Source organism: Staphylococcus sp. FSL W8-0304 (assembly GCF_038006565.1).
Lineage (GTDB): Bacteria > Bacillota > Bacilli > Staphylococcales > Staphylococcaceae > Staphylococcus > Staphylococcus epidermidis.
Genome location: NZ_JBBOVL010000001.1, coordinates 747766 through 765122 on the forward strand (window position 1 = coordinate 747766; position 17357 = coordinate 765122).

19 protein-coding genes are annotated in these 17357 nt (G+C 32.4%); 17 read left to right on the plus strand and 2 right to left on the minus strand.

Annotation, left to right across the window (positions count from 1 at the left end; translation table 11 throughout):
* The first annotated feature begins 1 nt into the window (after position 1).
* The 3 genes from truA (at position 2) to rpsI (ending at position 1914) form a co-directional block, all read left to right on the plus strand.
* Positions 2 to 805, plus strand: a complete 804-nt coding sequence (truA, locus tag NST35_RS03370; RefSeq protein WP_002457939.1) for a tRNA pseudouridine(38-40) synthase TruA — start codon at positions 2 to 4, stop codon at positions 803 to 805.
* A gap of 259 nt (positions 806 to 1064) precedes the next feature.
* Positions 1065 to 1502, plus strand: a complete 438-nt coding sequence (gene rplM, locus NST35_RS03375; RefSeq protein WP_001829751.1) for a 50S ribosomal protein L13 — start codon at positions 1065 to 1067, stop codon at positions 1500 to 1502.
* Between the two features lie 19 nt (positions 1503 to 1521).
* Positions 1522 to 1914 (plus strand): 30S ribosomal protein S9, encoded by a 393-nt coding sequence (rpsI, locus tag NST35_RS03380; protein WP_001829714.1) that lies wholly within the window; start codon positions 1522 to 1524, stop codon positions 1912 to 1914.
* A 261-nt stretch (positions 1915 to 2175) separates the two neighbouring features.
* Here the strand turns inward: rpsI and NST35_RS03385 are convergent, their stop codons facing one another.
* A complete protein-coding gene (locus tag NST35_RS03385) occupies positions 2176 to 2916 on the minus strand; it encodes an NAD-dependent protein deacylase (RefSeq protein WP_002457938.1) in 741 nt (246 codons plus the stop codon).
* A gap of 301 nt (positions 2917 to 3217) precedes the next feature.
* Here NST35_RS03385 and NST35_RS03390 point away from each other — a divergent pair, with 301 nt between their 5' ends.
* The 9 genes from NST35_RS03390 to NST35_RS03430 all read left to right on the plus strand — a co-directional run bounded on the left by NST35_RS03390 (position 3218) and on the right by NST35_RS03430 (position 11831).
* Positions 3218 to 3973 carry a DeoR/GlpR family DNA-binding transcription regulator gene (locus tag NST35_RS03390; RefSeq protein ID WP_002457937.1) on the plus strand — a complete coding sequence of 252 codons (756 nt, stop codon included), beginning with the start codon at positions 3218 to 3220 and terminating at the stop codon, positions 3971 to 3973.
* 353 nt (positions 3974 to 4326) lie between these two features.
* Positions 4327 to 4755: a galactose-6-phosphate isomerase subunit LacA gene (gene lacA / locus NST35_RS03395; protein WP_002447342.1), complete on the plus strand. Its 429-nt coding sequence runs from the start codon at positions 4327 to 4329 to the stop codon at positions 4753 to 4755.
* Positions 4756 to 4769: 14 nt separating this feature from the next.
* A complete protein-coding gene (gene lacB / locus NST35_RS03400; RefSeq protein ID WP_002457936.1) occupies positions 4770 to 5285 on the plus strand; it encodes a galactose-6-phosphate isomerase subunit LacB in 516 nt (171 codons plus the stop codon).
* A 12-nt stretch (positions 5286 to 5297) separates the two neighbouring features.
* The gene (locus NST35_RS03405) at positions 5298 to 6230 is read left to right on the plus strand and encodes a tagatose-6-phosphate kinase (protein ID WP_002447344.1); all 933 of its coding nucleotides are present in this window, start codon (positions 5298 to 5300) and stop codon (positions 6228 to 6230) included.
* A gap of 3 nt (positions 6231 to 6233) precedes the next feature.
* Positions 6234 to 7211: a tagatose-bisphosphate aldolase gene (lacD, locus tag NST35_RS03410; RefSeq protein ID WP_002447345.1), complete on the plus strand. Its 978-nt coding sequence runs from the start codon at positions 6234 to 6236 to the stop codon at positions 7209 to 7211.
* Positions 7212 to 7230: 19 nt separating this feature from the next.
* Entirely contained in the window at positions 7231 to 7545 is a 315-nt protein-coding gene (locus NST35_RS03415) for a PTS lactose/cellobiose transporter subunit IIA (RefSeq protein WP_001829758.1), read from the plus strand.
* A gap of 5 nt (positions 7546 to 7550) precedes the next feature.
* On the plus strand, positions 7551 to 9299 hold the full coding sequence (locus NST35_RS03420; protein ID WP_002447346.1) for a lactose-specific PTS transporter subunit EIIC: 1749 nt from the start codon (positions 7551 to 7553) through the stop codon (positions 9297 to 9299).
* A gap of 15 nt (positions 9300 to 9314) precedes the next feature.
* The gene (gene lacG, locus NST35_RS03425) at positions 9315 to 10727 is read left to right on the plus strand and encodes a 6-phospho-beta-galactosidase (RefSeq protein WP_002447347.1); all 1413 of its coding nucleotides are present in this window, start codon (positions 9315 to 9317) and stop codon (positions 10725 to 10727) included.
* 237 nt (positions 10728 to 10964) lie between these two features.
* Complete coding sequence (locus NST35_RS03430) at positions 10965 to 11831, plus strand: alpha/beta hydrolase (protein WP_020359641.1); 867 nt, start codon at positions 10965 to 10967, stop codon at positions 11829 to 11831.
* 67 nt (positions 11832 to 11898) lie between these two features.
* On the opposite strand, the gene NST35_RS03435 is transcribed toward NST35_RS03430, so the two are convergent.
* Positions 11899 to 12924, minus strand: a complete 1026-nt coding sequence (locus NST35_RS03435; RefSeq protein ID WP_002457934.1) for an LLM class flavin-dependent oxidoreductase — start codon at positions 12922 to 12924, stop codon at positions 11899 to 11901.
* A 132-nt stretch (positions 12925 to 13056) separates the two neighbouring features.
* Between NST35_RS03435 and NST35_RS03440 the strand changes: the two genes are divergently transcribed.
* The 5 genes from NST35_RS03440 (at position 13057) to NST35_RS03460 (ending at position 17326) form a co-directional block, all read left to right on the plus strand.
* Positions 13057 to 14061 carry an NADP-dependent oxidoreductase gene (locus NST35_RS03440; RefSeq protein WP_340747256.1) on the plus strand — a complete coding sequence of 335 codons (1005 nt, stop codon included), beginning with the start codon at positions 13057 to 13059 and terminating at the stop codon, positions 14059 to 14061.
* Positions 14062 to 14159: 98 nt separating this feature from the next.
* The gene (locus NST35_RS03445) at positions 14160 to 15170 is read left to right on the plus strand and encodes a zinc-binding alcohol dehydrogenase family protein (RefSeq protein WP_002457932.1); all 1011 of its coding nucleotides are present in this window, start codon (positions 14160 to 14162) and stop codon (positions 15168 to 15170) included.
* A 793-nt stretch (positions 15171 to 15963) separates the two neighbouring features.
* A complete protein-coding gene (gene amaP, locus NST35_RS03450) occupies positions 15964 to 16500 on the plus strand; it encodes an alkaline shock response membrane anchor protein AmaP (protein WP_002458394.1) in 537 nt (178 codons plus the stop codon).
* 12 nt (positions 16501 to 16512) lie between these two features.
* On the plus strand, positions 16513 to 16752 hold the full coding sequence (locus tag NST35_RS03455) for a DUF2273 domain-containing protein (protein ID WP_001829717.1): 240 nt from the start codon (positions 16513 to 16515) through the stop codon (positions 16750 to 16752).
* Positions 16753 to 16825: 73 nt separating this feature from the next.
* A complete protein-coding gene (locus NST35_RS03460) occupies positions 16826 to 17326 on the plus strand; it encodes an Asp23/Gls24 family envelope stress response protein (protein WP_002447353.1) in 501 nt (166 codons plus the stop codon).
* The last annotated feature ends 31 nt before the right edge of the window (positions 17327 to 17357 follow it).

Here is a 17357-nt window from a genome sequence, read left to right on the forward strand (position 1 = left end):
ATTGCGTATATTAGTTGAAATCGCTTATCAAGGTAACCAATTTTTAGGTTTTCAAATTCAGCAACAAGGACGAACTGTTCAACAACAATTTGAAAAGATTCTTAAACGAATGCATAAACATCATGTACGAATTCATCCTTCAAGCCGAACAGATAGGGGTGTGCATGCGTATCAGCAATTCTTTCATTTTGATACCGAATTGAATATTGATAACAAACAATGGCAATATGCGATGAATCGAGCTTTACCAGATGATATTTACGTTAAAAATGTACGAAATGTCGACGAGTATTTTCATTGTCGTTATGACTGCGTAGGCAAACGCTATCGTTACAAAGTTTATCAAGGTAATCATCGAAATCCTTTTAAGAGTGGTACTGAAACATTTGTTTATGAAACATTAGACTATGATAAAATGAACAAAGCTGCTCAAGAATTTATAGGTACACATGATTTTACCGGTTTTTGTTCACAGAAAACAGAAGTTGAAAGCAAAGTAAGAACACTCTATCAGAGTGAAATTGTTGCTACTAAAGAGGGATTTGATTACGTCGTAACAGGTTCTGGATTTCTTTATAATATGGTCCGTGTATTGGTAGCTTTCTTAATTGAAGTAGGAAAAGGAAAGCGTGAACCTAATGACGTCCCTAAGCTCTTAGAGGACAGAAATAGAAATAATGTGCCTCTTACAGCTCCACCTGACGGATTATATTTAGAAAAGATTTATTTAAGCCCAGAAGAATTGATACAAGAATATGGGAAAGATATAAAAATACACTACAAAAAATCGTTGGAAAAACACTAATTGTCATTGACAAAAGTACTGTGAAATTATATGATTATTAACGGTATTGTTTTATATCACCCCACGATAAGCCCCGGAAACTTATTGTGTTACAAGATATATAAGCAAAGCAGAACAACAGTTAATGAAATAAATGAAATCTTACGCTTTTAAATCGTAACAATAATGATAGTTGTTAGTGCAATAAACATAGGTTCGAATGTGATTTATTCGCACTGCAATAATGAACGAAGCATTTATTTTTAGGAGGACAATTATTATGCGTCAAACATTTATGGCAAATGAATCAAACATTGAGCGCAAATGGTATGTTATTGATGCTGAAGGCCAAACATTAGGTCGTTTATCTTCAGAAGTAGCTGCTATATTACGCGGTAAAAATAAAGTAACTTATACACCACACGTTGATACTGGTGATTATGTAATTATCATTAATGCATCTAAAATTGAATTTACTGGTAACAAAGAACAAGACAAAATGTACCACCGTCATTCAAATCACCCAGGTGGTTTAAAATCAATCTCTGCTGGTGAATTAAAAAGAACAAATCCTGAACGTTTATTAGAAACTTCAATTAAAGGTATGTTACCAAGTACACGCTTAGGTGAAAAACAAGGTAAAAAATTATTTGTATATGGTGGCGCTGAACATCCACACGCTGCACAACAACCAGAAAACTACGAGTTACGTGGTTAATTAGAAGGAGGAAATTACATTGGCACAAGTTGAATACAAAGGCACAGGCCGTCGTAAAAACTCAGTAGCACGTGTACGTTTAGTACCTGGCGAAGGTAACATTACTGTTAACGAACGTGATGTACGTGACTACTTACCATTCGAATCATTAATTTTAGACTTAAATCAACCATTTGATGTTACTGAAACTAAAGGTAACTATGATGTTTTAGTTAACGTACATGGTGGTGGATTTACTGGACAAGCTCAAGCAATCCGACATGGAATTGCACGTGCTTTATTAGAAGCAGATCCTGAATATAGAGGTTCTTTAAAACGCGCTGGATTACTTACTCGTGACCCACGTATGAAAGAACGTAAAAAACCAGGTCTTAAAAAAGCACGTCGTTCTCCACAATTCTCAAAACGTTAATTTTTGGCGAACAACATTTACACTTCCCATTTATTGGGAAGTGTTTTTTTATAATTAAAGACTGGGACATTTAATTGTCCCAGTCTTTATTGTTGCGTAGGATTTAGATTATTCAATTAAAAAGCACTTTATTTAAGCTTTTTCAATACTATGCTATGCCCTAAAATTAAGGAAGTGTCATCAAGAAATTCTACCTACTTGACGTGTTTGATTTTGGAGCATGAGTAGTGGATTTTGAACTTAATTTGACTTCTATATTACTTAACTATTACTATTTACAATTTCTTCTATAACACTAGTCATGTCATCGTGTATAACTAGGCTAGCTGTATGATCATATGGAGTTGCATCTCTATTGATGATAACTAGGTTGTCACCTTTAAATTCTGATACAAAACCAGCAGCAGGCTGTACAACAAGTGATGAACCTAATACGATGAGTGTATCTGCATGTTGAATTTTATCTAATGCCTTGAAGACTGTTTTTTGATTTAACATCTCGCCGTATAAAACAATATCAGGTCTGATGACATTACCACATTTTTCACAATATTTGAGATGATGTGTCATGACATATGATTTTGAGTACTCCTCATAACAGTTAATACAATAAAAGCGATTAAGTGTGCCGTGTAGCTCATCAATATTGTGACTTCCTGCATCTTCATGTAAACCATCTATATTTTGAGTGATGACGCCAAGTGATTTTTGTTGATTTTCTAGTTGTGCTATCCATTGATGAACAATATTAGGTTTTTTATCAGCAATTAAAAGTCTTTCATGATAAAAGTTTATAAAACTTTCTTTATTATCATGTAAATGATCAATGCTAAGCAAATACTCTGGAGACTGTCCATCCTTTGATATTTCATCATACAAGCCACCCATTGAGCGAAAATCTGGAATTCCGCTTGCAACTGAAACACCAGCTCCTGTAAAGAAAACAATTTGATTAGAGTTGTTTACGATATCTTTTAACTGTTGAATATCTGTTTTTTTCATTTGTTTTCACCTCATTATCATAGATATTATGTAAGTACTCATTTATTATCAACTACAATATAATTTAATATTAAAGAATTCATGTTATGATTTAAAGTAATGATAGAAGGTATTTCTAACTTTTTAATGAAAATCGGTAGTATTTTTGAAAAATCAAAATAATTATATAAAAAATCAAATTTGATATTTAAAATATACAATATCGATTTTAAATTTGTATCATAGTAAATGATAAACTTCTAAAATAATGAAACTGTTTCAATATTATGATATATAGTAATTATAGGAAGTGAATAAATAAATGAACAAATATGATAGATTAGATGAAATCACAAAATTAGTAAATAAAAGAGGTTCTGTAAGAACAAACGAAATTGTCGAAGATCTAAATGTTTCAGATATGACTGTGCGCCGTGATCTTGCTGAGCTCGAAGAAAAAGGTGTTCTCACTAAAATACATGGTGGCGCTCGTAGTAATTCAGCTTTCCAATATAAAGAAATGTCGCATCAAGAAAAACATACACGTTTTATTGAAGAAAAACGATTTATAGCAAAGAATGCAGTAGATTTAATTGAAGATGGAGATACTATTTTCTTAGGTCCTGGTACTACGGTTCAAAAATTAGCTGAAGAAATAAATCATTATTCATTAACGATTATTACTAATTGTTTACCAGTATTTAATATATTAATGAAAAAACAAACGTTACATTTCAGAGTCTATTTATTAGGTGGAGAAATGCGTGATTTAACTGAAGCATTTGTAGGTGAGATGACAAATCAATTATTAAGTCAACTAAGATTTAGTAAAATGTTTTTTAGTAGTAATGGTGTTAAAGATGGTCTAGCTATGACATCCTCAATAGAAGAGGCTTATACGCAACAAATTGCACTTAGCCATTCGTTGGAAAAATATTTATTGATTGACTCTTCAAAAATTGGTAAGGATGATTTTTCATCATTTTGTGAGCTTCGTGAACTCAATGCAGTTTTAACAGATAATAATGACATGGAAAAGAAAGAAAAAATAGAATCATATGTTGAGGTTATTAGTTAATGTCGTTAACATATTGCCTTTAAAGTGATCATAATGATTATGTCAATTAAACATTATTATAAAGTAATAAAATCAAGTGATAAGAATTGTAAAATTAAATATCTAGTTTAAGTAAAAACAGCAATAAATTTTTAAAATTTATTGCTGTTTTTTTGTTTAAATAAACATTTTACATGGAGAAAAACAACAATTTCTTTTTAAATCAACATGTATCAAACAAAATTACGTGACAATTGTTTGATATATGTTGATTATTTGTTTGAATATGTTTATAATTTAGGTGTAAAGATTTGAAAGCGCTTTTTCAAAAATACATGTGTTTAAACACCTTAATTCAAAAAAGGAGACTTATTATGACGATTATTATTGGTTCAGATGTAGATGGCAAACGCTTAAAAGAATTAATTAAAGCTTATTTGGAAGACAACGATTATGATGTTTTAGATGTCACAGAAGGAAAAGATTTAGACTTTGTTGATTCTACAGTCTCTGTAGCTAAAGAAGTTCAAAAGTCCGACGACAATCTAGGTATTGCTATAGATGCCTATGGTGCAGGTAGTTTTATTGTTGCAACTAAAATTAAGGGAATGATTGCGGCTGAGGTTTCAGATGAGCGTTCAGCTTACATGACACGTAGTCATAATAATGCACGCATGATTACTATGGGAGCCGAAATTGTTGGAGATACGCTTGCTAAAAATGTCGCAAAAGAATTTGTCAATGGTCATTACGATGGTGGACGTCATCAAATCCGCGTAGATATGTTAAATAAAATGTGTTAATAGGAGGAATAAAAATGAAAATTGCAATAGGTTGCGATCATATTGTTACTGATACAAAAATGGAAGTTTCACAACACTTAAAATCACAGGGACACGAAGTGATAGATGTTGGAACTTATGATTTTACACGTACACATTATCCGATTTATGGAAAAAAGGTAGGAGAAAAAGTTGCGAGTGGTGAAGCAGATTTAGGTGTATGTATTTGTGGCACTGGTGTAGGAATTAGTAACGCTGCAAACAAAGTACCTGGTGTTAGAACTGCTTTAGTTAGAGATATGACATCAGCGCTTTATTCTAAAGAAGAGTTAAATGCAAATGTTGTAAGTTTTGGCGGTAAGGTAGCAGGTGAATTATTTATTTTCGACATCGTTGATGCATTCATTGAGGCAGAGTACAAACCTACTGAGGAAAATAAAAAATTAATTGCTAAAATCAATCATTTAGAAGCACATAACAATGACCAAACTGATCCACATTTCTTCGATGAGTTCTTAGAAAAATGGAATAAAGGTGAATATCACGATTAAGGATGATGTCCAATGATTTTAACATTAACTTTAAATCCCTCAGTTGATATATCTTATCCTTTAGATCAGTTTAATTTAGATACTGTTAATAGGGTATCTCAAACAAGCAAAACAGCAGGCGGTAAAGGATTAAATGTTACTAGAGTATTGTCTGAATTTGGTGAAGACGTAATAGCAAGTGGTTTTTTAGGTGGAGCATTAGGTCAATATATTGAAGAACAAATAGAAACTACTCGTATTAAACAAGCATTTTTCAAAATCAAAGGCGAAACACGAAATTGTATTGCGATACTACATGAGGGACAACAAACTGAAATCCTTGAAAAGGGTCCCACGATTGAACTTAAGGAATCAGAGGAATTCAAGTCACATCTATTAAAACTTTTCAAAGAAACTGATGTGGCTGTTATGTCTGGTAGTCTGCCCAAAGGACTTAATACTGATTATTATACGGATATTGTGAGATTAGCAAAAGAACAAGGAATTTTGACCATTTTAGATAGCTCTGGTCAATCACTTGAGGAAGTTCTTATTAGTAATGTGAAACCTACAGTAATTAAACCTAATATAGATGAATTATCACAGCTTTTAAAATACAAAGTAACAAGTGATATTAAAGAATTGAAAACGGCAGTAAGTCAGCCAATATTTAATGATATTGAATGGATTATTGTTTCATTGGGCAGTGAAGGTGCTTTTGCAAAACATAATCATAAATTTTACAAGGTGAATATCCCCAACATTAAAGTAGTTAATCCTGTTGGATCAGGAGATTCCACTGTAGCAGGTATTGCTTCTGCACTCATTCATCAACAAACCGATGAAGAGTTATTAAAAAAAGCAAATGCATTCGGAATGCTAAATGCAATGGAACAACAAACAGGTCATATTAATACAGATAAATTTGACGAAATATTCAAACAAATAGAAGTTATAGAGGTGTAATTTATGACAAAATCACAACAAAAAGTGTCATCAATTGAGAAATTAAGTAATCAAGAAGGTATTATTTCAGCTTTAGCATTTGATCAACGTGGTGCATTAAAAAGAATGATGGCAGAACATCAATCTGAAACACCAACAGTAGAGCAAATAGAACAATTAAAAGTACTTGTTTCCGAAGAATTAACTCAATATGCGTCTTCAATTTTATTGGATCCAGAATATGGTTTACCAGCATCGGATGCTCGAAATAATGACTGCGGACTATTACTTGCATACGAAAAAACTGGATATGATGTGAATGCGAAAGGTCGCTTGCCAGATTGCTTGGTAGAATGGTCTGCGAAACGTTTGAAAGAGCAAGGGGCCAATGCAGTTAAATTTTTACTTTATTATGATGTAGATGACACAGAAGAAATTAATATACAAAAGAAAGCATATATTGAAAGAATTGGTTCAGAATGTGTTGCCGAAGATATTCCTTTCTTCTTGGAAGTTTTAACATATGACGACAATATTCCTGACAATAAAAGTGCAGAATTCGCTAAAGTCAAGCCACATAAAGTTAATGAAGCAATGAAGTTATTCTCTGAAGATCGTTTTAATGTGGATGTACTTAAAGTAGAAGTACCTGTGAATATGAATTTTGTGGAAGGATTTTCAGAAGGAGAAGTTGTCTATACTAAAGAAGAAGCTGCACAACATTTCCGTGATCAAGATGAAGCTACTCACTTACCATATATTTATTTAAGTGCAGGTGTATCAGCGGAATTGTTCCAAGATACATTAAAATTTGCGCATGATTCTGGTGCGCAATTCAATGGTGTTTTATGTGGACGTGCCACATGGTCAGGAGCAGTTAAGGTATACATTGAAGAAGGAGAGCAAGCTGCTAGAGAATGGTTGCGTACGGTAGGATTTAAAAATATTGATGATTTGAATACAGTATTGAAAACAACAGCTACATCATGGAAAAACAAATAATGTAAGGGAGGATATTCAAATGAATAGAGATGAGGTACAATTACTCGGATTTGAAATTGTTGCCTATGCTGGGGATGCACGTTCAAAATTATTAGAAGCTTTAAATGCTGCTAAAGATAGTGAATTTGATAAAGCAGAACAACTTGTAGAGGAAGCGAATGAATGTATTGCCAATGCACATAAAGCACAAACTAATCTTCTAGCTCAAGAGGCTAAAGGGGAGGATATCGCATATAGTATCACTATGATTCATGGTCAAGACCATTTAATGACAACATTACTTTTAAAGGACTTAATGAAGCATTTAATTGAATTATACAAAAAAGGGAGCTGACCCCTATGAATAAATTAATAGCATGGATAGAAAAAGGAAAGCCTTTCTTTGAAAAAATATCACGAAATATCTATTTAAGAGCGATTCGTGATGGATTTATTGCTGCTATTCCAATTATCTTATTCTCAAGTATATTTATTTTAATTACCTATGTACCAAATGTGTTTGGTTTTACTTGGAGTAAAACAATGGAAGGTATATTGATGAAACCCTATAACTATACAATGGGAATAGTTGGTTTGCTTGTAGCAGGAACCACAGCTAAATCCTTAACTGATTCTTACAATCGAAAACTAGATAAAACGAATCAGATCAACTTTATTTCGACAATGATGGCAGCTATTTGTGGATTTTTATTCTTAGCTGCTGATCCTGTTAAAGATGGTGGATTTTCTAGTGCATTTATGGGTACAAAAGGTTTATTGACAGCCTTTATTTCCGCGTTTATTACCGTGATTGTTTATAATTTCTTTGTCAAAAGAAATATTACCATTAAAATGCCTAAAGAAGTCCCGCCAAATATATCTCAAGTATTTAAAGATATTTTCCCTTTATCAGCAGTTATTTTAATTTTGTATGCTTTAGACTTACTTTCTAGAGCAATAGTTCACACGAATGTAGCAAATGCAGTACTAAAAGTATTTGAGCCACTATTTACTGCGGCAGATGGTTGGATTGGGGTTACACTCATATTCGGTGCGTTTGCGTTCTTCTGGTTTGTAGGTATTCATGGACCTTCTATTGTTGAACCAGCGATTGCAGCAATTACTTATGCGAACCTTGAAACAAATTTACACTTAATACAAGCTGGAGAACATGCTGATAAAGTGATTACACCGGGTACACAGATGTTCGTAGCAACTATGGGAGGAACCGGTGCAACATTAGTTGTTCCATTTATGTTTATGTGGTTAACAAAATCAAAAAGAAATAAAGCGATAGGTAGAGCATCAGTCGTACCTACATTCTTTGGTGTCAATGAACCCATACTTTTTGGTGCACCACTCGTGCTAAATCCGGTATTCTTTATACCCTTTATTTTTGCACCTATAGTAAACATATGGATTTTTAAATTTTTTGTTGATGTCTTAAACATGAATAGTTTTAGTATCTTTTTACCTTGGACTACTCCTGGTCCACTCGGTATTGTTATGGGGACTGGATTTGCATTTTGGTCATTTGTGTTAGCAATATTACTTATTGTTGTTGATGTGATCATTTACTATCCATTCTTAAAAGTATACGATGAACAAGTGCTTGAAGAAGAATTAGGAAATAAAGAAGCAAATAATGAATTAAAAGAAAAAGTATCAGCAAACTTTGATACGAAAAAAGCCGATGCTATTTTAGCAACTGCAGGGGCAAGTGAAGCGGATACTGATGATACATCTTCAGTTGATGAAACAACTTCTACATCTTCTACAGATACTATTAGTGAACAAACAAATGTTTTAGTTTTATGTGCAGGTGGAGGTACAAGTGGTTTACTAGCTAATGCTTTAAATAAAGCTGCTGAAGAGTATGAAGTACCAGTAAAAGCAGCAGCAGGTGGTTATGGTGCACATATGGATATTATGAAAGATTATCAATTAATTATCTTAGCACCACAAGTTGCTTCTAATTATGAAGATATTAAACAAGATACTGATCGCTTAGGAATTAAATTAGCCAAAACTGAAGGCGCTCAATATATCAAGTTAACAAGAGACGGTGAGGCGGCTTTAGAATTTGTAAAACAACAATTTAACAATTAAAAAGGAGTTTTATATATGACTAAGAAATTACCTGATGACTTTATTTTTGGTGGAGCAACCGCTGCTTATCAAGCAGAAGGAGCTACTCAGACTGATGGTAAAGGGCGTGTCGCTTGGGACACGTATTTAGAGGAGAATTATTGGTACACAGCTGAACCAGCAAGTGATTTTTATAACAGATATCCTGTTGACTTGGAATTAAGTGAACGCTTTGGTGTAAATGGTATACGTATCTCAATTGCTTGGTCTCGTATTTTTCCTAAAGGTTACGGTGAAGTGAATCAAAAAGGTGTCGAGTATTATCATAATCTTTTCAAAGAATGTCATAAGCGTCATGTCGAGCCTTTTGTAACATTACATCACTTTGACACACCAGAAGTACTTCACAAAGATGGAGATTTCTTAAATCGTAAAACTATAGATTATTTTGTAGATTATGCTGAATTTTGTTTCAAAGAATTTCCAGAAGTTAAGTATTGGACAACATTCAATGAAATTGGGCCAATTGGTGATGGTCAATATTTAGTTGGTAAATTCCCTCCAGGTATCAAATATGACTTTGAAAAAGTATTCCAATCTCATCATAATATGATGGTTGCACACGCACGTGCTGTTAAACTTTTTAAAGATAAAAATTATAAGGGAGAAATAGGTGTTGTCCATGCATTACCTACAAAATATCCATATGATCCATCTAATCCTGAAGATGTGAGAGCAGCCGAACTTGAAGATATTATTCATAATAAATTTATTTTAGATGCAACATACCTTGGTAAGTACTCACGTGAAACGATGGAAGGAGTACAACACATCTTATCTGTGAATGGTGGTCAATTAGAGATTTCTGATGAAGACTACAAAATTTTAGATGAAGCTAAGGATTTAAACGATTTCTTAGGTATTAATTATTATATGAGTGACTGGATGCGTGGTTATGAAGGTGAATCTGAAATAACACATAATGCTACTGGTGATAAAGGTGGCTCTAAGTATCAACTTAAAGGTGTAGGACAACGTGAATTTGATGTTGATGTTCCTAGAACCGATTGGGATTGGATGATTTATCCACAAGGTTTATATGACCAAATTATGCGTGTAGTAAAAGATTATCCAAATTATCATAAGATTTATATTACTGAAAATGGATTAGGATATAAAGATGTATTCGATGAAAAAGAAAAAACAGTACATGACGATGCACGAATTGACTATATTAAACAGCATCTAAATGTGATAGCAGATGCAATTGCAGACGGTGCCAATGTTAAAGGATACTTCTTATGGTCTCTAATGGATGTATTTTCATGGTCAAATGGTTATGAAAAAAGATACGGTTTATTCTATGTTGATTTTGAAACACAAGAAAGATTCCCTAAAAAAAGTGCGTATTGGTACAAAGAACTTGCAGAGAGTAAAGAAATTAAATAAAAGCTAAATATTAACTAGAAAAAAGACAGCTGACTAAGAACACTTATTAAAGTATTTAAAACAAAAACGATTATTTCCAATGAAAATGATTTGGAAATAATCGTTTTTTAATACGTATATTCTTTTTTAAGTAAAGTAGTTTAAAATAGAGTTATGTCTCATTGTGATATACCTTAAATCAAATAAATTTTTACTAGTAATAGTATAATTAATAAATAAACATGAAGAGGGCTAATGATGAAGTCAAAATTCACAATTCTATTATTTACAATCTTATCTACGACAGTCTTAGTTTTGGTTATTATTTATAACAAAACTCAATCGCAATCATACATTTCGACTCAATATTCTAATAATAATTTAAAAACAACGGCAACACTTTTTTTACATGGTTATGGAGGTAGCGAACGCTCAGAAACGTTTATGGTCAAACAAGCATTAAATAAAAATGTAACCAATGAAGTGATAACCGCTAGAGTAAGTCGTGAAGGAAAAGTATATTTTGATAAAAAATTAAGTAAAGATGCAGCTAACCCTATTGTCAAAGTAGAATTTAAAGATAATAAAAATGGAAATTTTAAAGAAAATGCTTTCTGGATTAAAGAAGTTCTATCACAACTAAAAAGTCAATTTGGAATTCAACAATTTAATTTTGTAGGACATTCAATGGGGAACATGTCATTTGCTTTTTACATGAAAATTTATGGAGACAATCAGCATTTGCCACAACTTAAAAAAGAAGTTAATATAGCAGGAGTTTATAACGGGGTTTTGAATATGAATGAGGAAGTGAATGAAATTATCGTAGATAAACAGGGAAAACCAAGTAGAATGAATCCCGCATATCGACAATTGTTATCATTGCATAAGATTTATAGTGGTAAGGAAATAGAAGTTTTAAATATCTACGGAGATTTACAAGATGGCTCACATTCAGATGGACGTGTGTCAAATAGCTCTTCTCAATCGCTTCAATATTTACTAAGAGGTAGCGCTAAGTCTTATCAAGAAATGAAATTTAAAGGTGCAAAGGGACAACATAGTCAATTACATGAGAATAAAGATGTTGCAAATAAAATCATACAATTCTTATGGGGAACTTAAAAGTAAAAAACAAAACGCACGATTGAATGATAACTTGACTTTCAATCGTGCGTCTTTTAGTAATAGTCTAAAATTCATCGCGTGAACAAGATGGAATCAATTCATTCGCAATTAACTCAATTAATTCCATTCTAGCATCTTCACCAAATACATGAGGTAAGATGAGGATTTCATCCACTTTAAATTGTTGATGAAGCAAGGTAAGTTGTTCTGCAACATCATTTGGCATTCCGTATATGATTTTTGATTTCATCTTTTCAAGCTTTTCTAATTCTCGTTGACTATAATGCTTGCTCTGTGCTGTTTCAATCGATGGATAGCTCTTAGGTTGATTTAAATAGTTAATACGCATCAACCAAAGTTGAAGCGCATGTAGCAATTGTTTAACTCTAGACAAATTAGGAGCTGTTACTACAAAAGTTGCTAAAATAACATATGGTTTTGCATTATTAATTTCACCATGATAAGCTTTGAAATATTTTCGATAAGTGCTTATAGCTTCATGAAGGTCAGTCTCAGATTGTCCCATTCGTGCAATAACAAAAGGTAGTCCCCGCTGAGCGGCTAATTTTGCGCTTCTATTACTCATACCTAAAATATATAACTGAGGAAATGAACTAACCATAGGTGTGGCTAATAATGATTTGAAACGATGCTCTTGAGATGTATCGTTATTGAAGTATTTAAGCAAATCAATAATCTGAGTATTGAATGGTAATTTTTTATTTTTGTTTTCATTTAATGCTTCATTAACATTTTTAAAGCTTGGCGAACGTCCTATAGCCATATCGATACGTTGGGGGTGTCTTGCTTCCATAATTTTAAATTGTTCAGCTACTTTATAAGGACTATAATGTGGTAACATCACACCTCCACTACCAACTTTGATGTGTTGTGTGTGTTCTAAAATCGACATCATTATTATTTCGGGCGCGCTCGAAACAACAGAATAAACTTGATGATGTTCTGCAACCCAGTATCGTAAGTACCCAAGTTTCTCAGCGTGTTGGGCTAATTCAATACTATGCTTTAGGGCGTCATTTGGGCTACGCCCTTCGAACAACGGGACATAATCAAGTAAACTTAATCTCATGAACACACATCTCCTCTTCATTTATATTCACGATACTATAAATATTATTATACAAATGATATGTAATGATTGCGATCGAATTGTTTAGGGTAACATAAAAGCATAAACAACTATTATAAGGATGATGATTATATGAATAATGAACAAATAATATTTAATAAAGTACCAGACGGAATGCCACAAGACGATACATTTAAATATGAAGATATAGATGTTATTGAACCTTCAGAAAACGAATTGCAATTGAAAGCATTATATATATCGGTTGATCCATATATGAGGGGACGTATGACAAATGCTGATTCTTATGTAGATCCTTTTAAACAAGGGGAACCTTTCAATGGACATACAGTATCTAAAGTTTTGAAATCCAAGGATAGTAATTTTGATGAAGGTGATATAGTAGTGGGCATGCTCCCTTGGAAAAAAATCAATACAGTAAAGAGTGAGTATGTTAACAAAGTACCTTCTTCTGACGTACCATTACATCTTTATCTTAGTGTGTTGGGGATGCCAGGTCAGACTGCTTATCATGGACTACTTGATATCGGACAACCTAAAGAAGGTGAAACAGTAGTTATTTCAGCAGCTTCAGGTGCAGTTGGCTCAGTTGTGGGCCAAATTGCGAAACTTAAAGGTTGCAGAGTCGTTGGTATAGCAGGTGGAGATGAAAAAGTGAACTATCTAAAAAATGAACTTCATTTTGATGCTGGTATCGATTACAAAAAAGATAACTTCCCTGAAGCCTTAAAAGAAGCGGTGCCTAACGGTATAGATGTCTACTTTGAAAATGTAGGTGGATATATTGGCGATGAAGTCTTCAAACATCTTAATACACATGCAAGAATTCCTGTTTGTGGTGCGATTTCATCCTATAATCATCCAGAAAAAGATATTGGGCCACGCATTCAGCAAACATTGATTAAAAATCAAGCAATGATGAGAGGTTTCTTAGTAGCAGAATTCGCTGATAGTTTTAAAGAAGCGAGCGAGCAATTAGCTCAATGGGTTCAAGAGAATAAAATTAAAACACAAGTTTCAGTAGAAGATGGTTTTGATAAAGTACCGCAAGCCTTTAGAAATTTGCTAACTGGTGATAATTTTGGTAAACAAGTTATTAAAGTGGCAAGTGAATAAAAGCAAAGCATTAATTTACTTGACGATAAAACGTTCACACTACAAGTAGTAAGTTGAAGTGATATAATGAAATTAAATAATTTTAAAGAGGTGGCACTATGAAAGCGATAGGATTTAAATCTCCATTCCAATTAGATGAAGGAAATTGTTTTGAGGAATTTAACTTTGATATACCTCATCCATCCGGCCATGAATTATTAGTCAAGGTTCAAAGTATTAGTGTGAATCCTGTTGATACAAAACAGCGTACGATGCCAGTTGACAAAGCGCCACGTGTACTTGGCTTTGATGCTGTTGGTGTGATTGAAAAGATTGGAGATCAAGTGTCAATGTTTCAAGAAGGGGACGTCGTTTTTTATTCAGGTTCCCCTAACCAAAATGGTTCGAATGAAGAATACCAATTAATAGAGGAGTATTTAGTAGCTAAAGCACCTAAAAATTTGAAAAGTGAACAAGCAACTAGCCTACCTTTAACTGGGTTAACAGCTTATGAAACGCTTTTCGATGTTTTTGGGATTTCAAAAAATCCTTCTGAAAATAAAGGTAAATCTTTGTTAATAATTAATGGAGCAGGTGGTGTAGGTAGTATTGCAACACAGATAGCGAAATTTTATGGGTTGAAGGTTATTACAACTGCTTCGAGAGAGGATACTATAAAGTGGTCTATTAATATAGGTGCTGATATTGTACTGAATCATAGGAAAGATTTACGTCAACAATTTAAAGATAATCATATTGAGGGTGTTGACTATATCTTTTGTACATTTGATACAGATAAGTATTATGAAATGATGGTTAACTTAGTTAAACCTAGAGGACATATTGCGACAATTGTCGCATTTAATTCGCAACAAGATTTAAATTTATTGAAATCTAAAAGTGTAACATTTACGCATGAATTTATGTTTTCAAGACCATTACACCATACAGATGATGTAATCAAACACCATGAATATCTTAAGGATATAGCAGAAAAGGTTGAACAGGGATATTATCAACCAACTACCACGAGAGTTATCAACGGATTAAGTGTAGATAGCCTTTATGAAGCGCATCAAATTTTAGAGTCTCATTCTATGATTGGTAAGCTTGTTATCAATCTTAAGTAAAAAACGTTATATAAATGTCAGTATATGTATGAAAAGGCGACAACGTTTAATATCCTAATTCAGTCTAAAGCTTTAATATGAAACATAATCCATACAAGATAAGTGTTTATTTTAACGCAGTGATTAATTATTAATACACCATAAAAGCCTGGAACATTTGATGTTCCAGGCTTTTATATTTGTCATTTGAAATGATTAATCATTATAAACAGAGTGTGATAGAACATGTATATTTAATCTTTTGATGTAATGTATTAGTAGATTATAAACATGAATTTTAATTTAAGCACTTTTACTTTATTTGAATGATGATATTCATACTTAATTCTACTATTTGTATCAATTGTGTTTAAATATGCTTAATTCCTGCCTAGTGATTAATATTATTTTATATAAGTTGGCGTAATATTTTGTTCTTACACGCAGTAACATAAAGTCATTACAATATAGCTTATAGTGATTTTATTAACATTTTCATTAATGGTTATTGCAATTATTCGCTTCTAATAAAAGTCTCCAATAAAAGAACTATCTATACGTTATCAGACATGTATAACACGGACATGAAAAACTATATATTAAAATTTAAAGCTCTATAATGAAAATAAAATTAATTTGCTTAATTCTGGTTTTCTATTAAAAAAATAGGGAATAACGATTGTAAGATGTACTTCTTTAAATATATTTTAAATTAGATATCAATTTGAATTATTAATGTTTTAAAAAATATTTATAGGGTACCTAATTGATGTATAATCTAAAATTAACTTTTGCTAAGGAGGTGACGTGCGAGGTGAAAAGACTTAAGAATTTTATTCTCGGCTTACTCATTGTGGCTATAGTTGGCTTCCTATTATTTATGTATATAGATGATAGTCGCATTCAAAGTTATCAAGACTACTTCTTACAATTTAATTGGTTCCAACCACTATTGATTGGGCTTGCAGGATTACTTATATTAATAGGACTTATATTAGTACTTAGTATTTTTAAACCTACGCATCGCAAACCTGGACTTTATAAAGACTTCGATGATGGACATATTTACGTATCACGTAAAGCTGTTGAAAAAACAATTTACGATACAATTGCTAAATATGATCAAGTTAGACAACCAAACGTTGTAAGTAAGCTCTATAACAAAAAGAATAAATCATTCATTGACATCAAAACAGATTTCTTCGTACCAAACCATGTTCAAGTTAAGAGTTTAACAGAGAGTATCCGTGCTGATATCAAAAGTAATGTTGAACACTTTACTGAAATTCCTGTAAGAAAATTAGAAGTTAACGTACGTGATCAGAAAACATCTGGTCCACGCGTATTGTAAGGGAGGGATACCATGGCTGATAATAACAATCAAAACGGACAAGACGCTACTCAACAATTTATAAATATTTTAAAATCGTTTAAATGGCGTATTATTGGATTTTTAGCATTTTTAATTATAGCTATATTATTCCTAACTCTTGGATTCTGGAAGACAATTTTAATTATAGTCTTATGTTTAATAGGAATCGGTATCGGGTATATTAAAGACCGTACTCAAGATTTCTTAAACTTCCTAAATAGATGGAGTTAGACTCAGATATTAAGAAGTTTCTAATTAATTAATTTATGGATAAAACTAATTTAAAAATAAAGGAGAATGTATTATGGCAGTAGATAACAATAAAGCTAAACAAGCATATGATAATCAAACAGGGGTTAATGAACAAGAAAGAAAAGAGCAACAACAAGCTCAAAATAATCAACCTCAATTTGAAAACAAATTAACTTTCTCAGATGAAGTAGTTGAAAAAATTGCTGGTATTGCAGCACGTGAAGTTAAAGGAATTTTAGACATGAAAGGTGGCTTCACAGACAGCTTTACTAACGCTTTCTCAAGCGGTAACAATGTAACTACAGGCGTATCTGTAGAAGTTGGAGAAAAACAAGCTGCTGTAGATTTAAAAGTTATTTTAGAATATGGTGAATCTGCACCTAAAATTTTCCGTAAAGTGACAGACTTAGTTAAAGAACAAGTAAAATATATTACTGGTTTAGAAGTTGTTGAAGTTAACATGCAAGTTGACGACGTAATGACAAAAAAAGAATGGCAACAAAAAAACGAAAAAGATAACAAAGAAAACAATGAAAGAGAAGGTTTAAAATAATCAATCTCTTGATGTATACCAAAAAAGCACT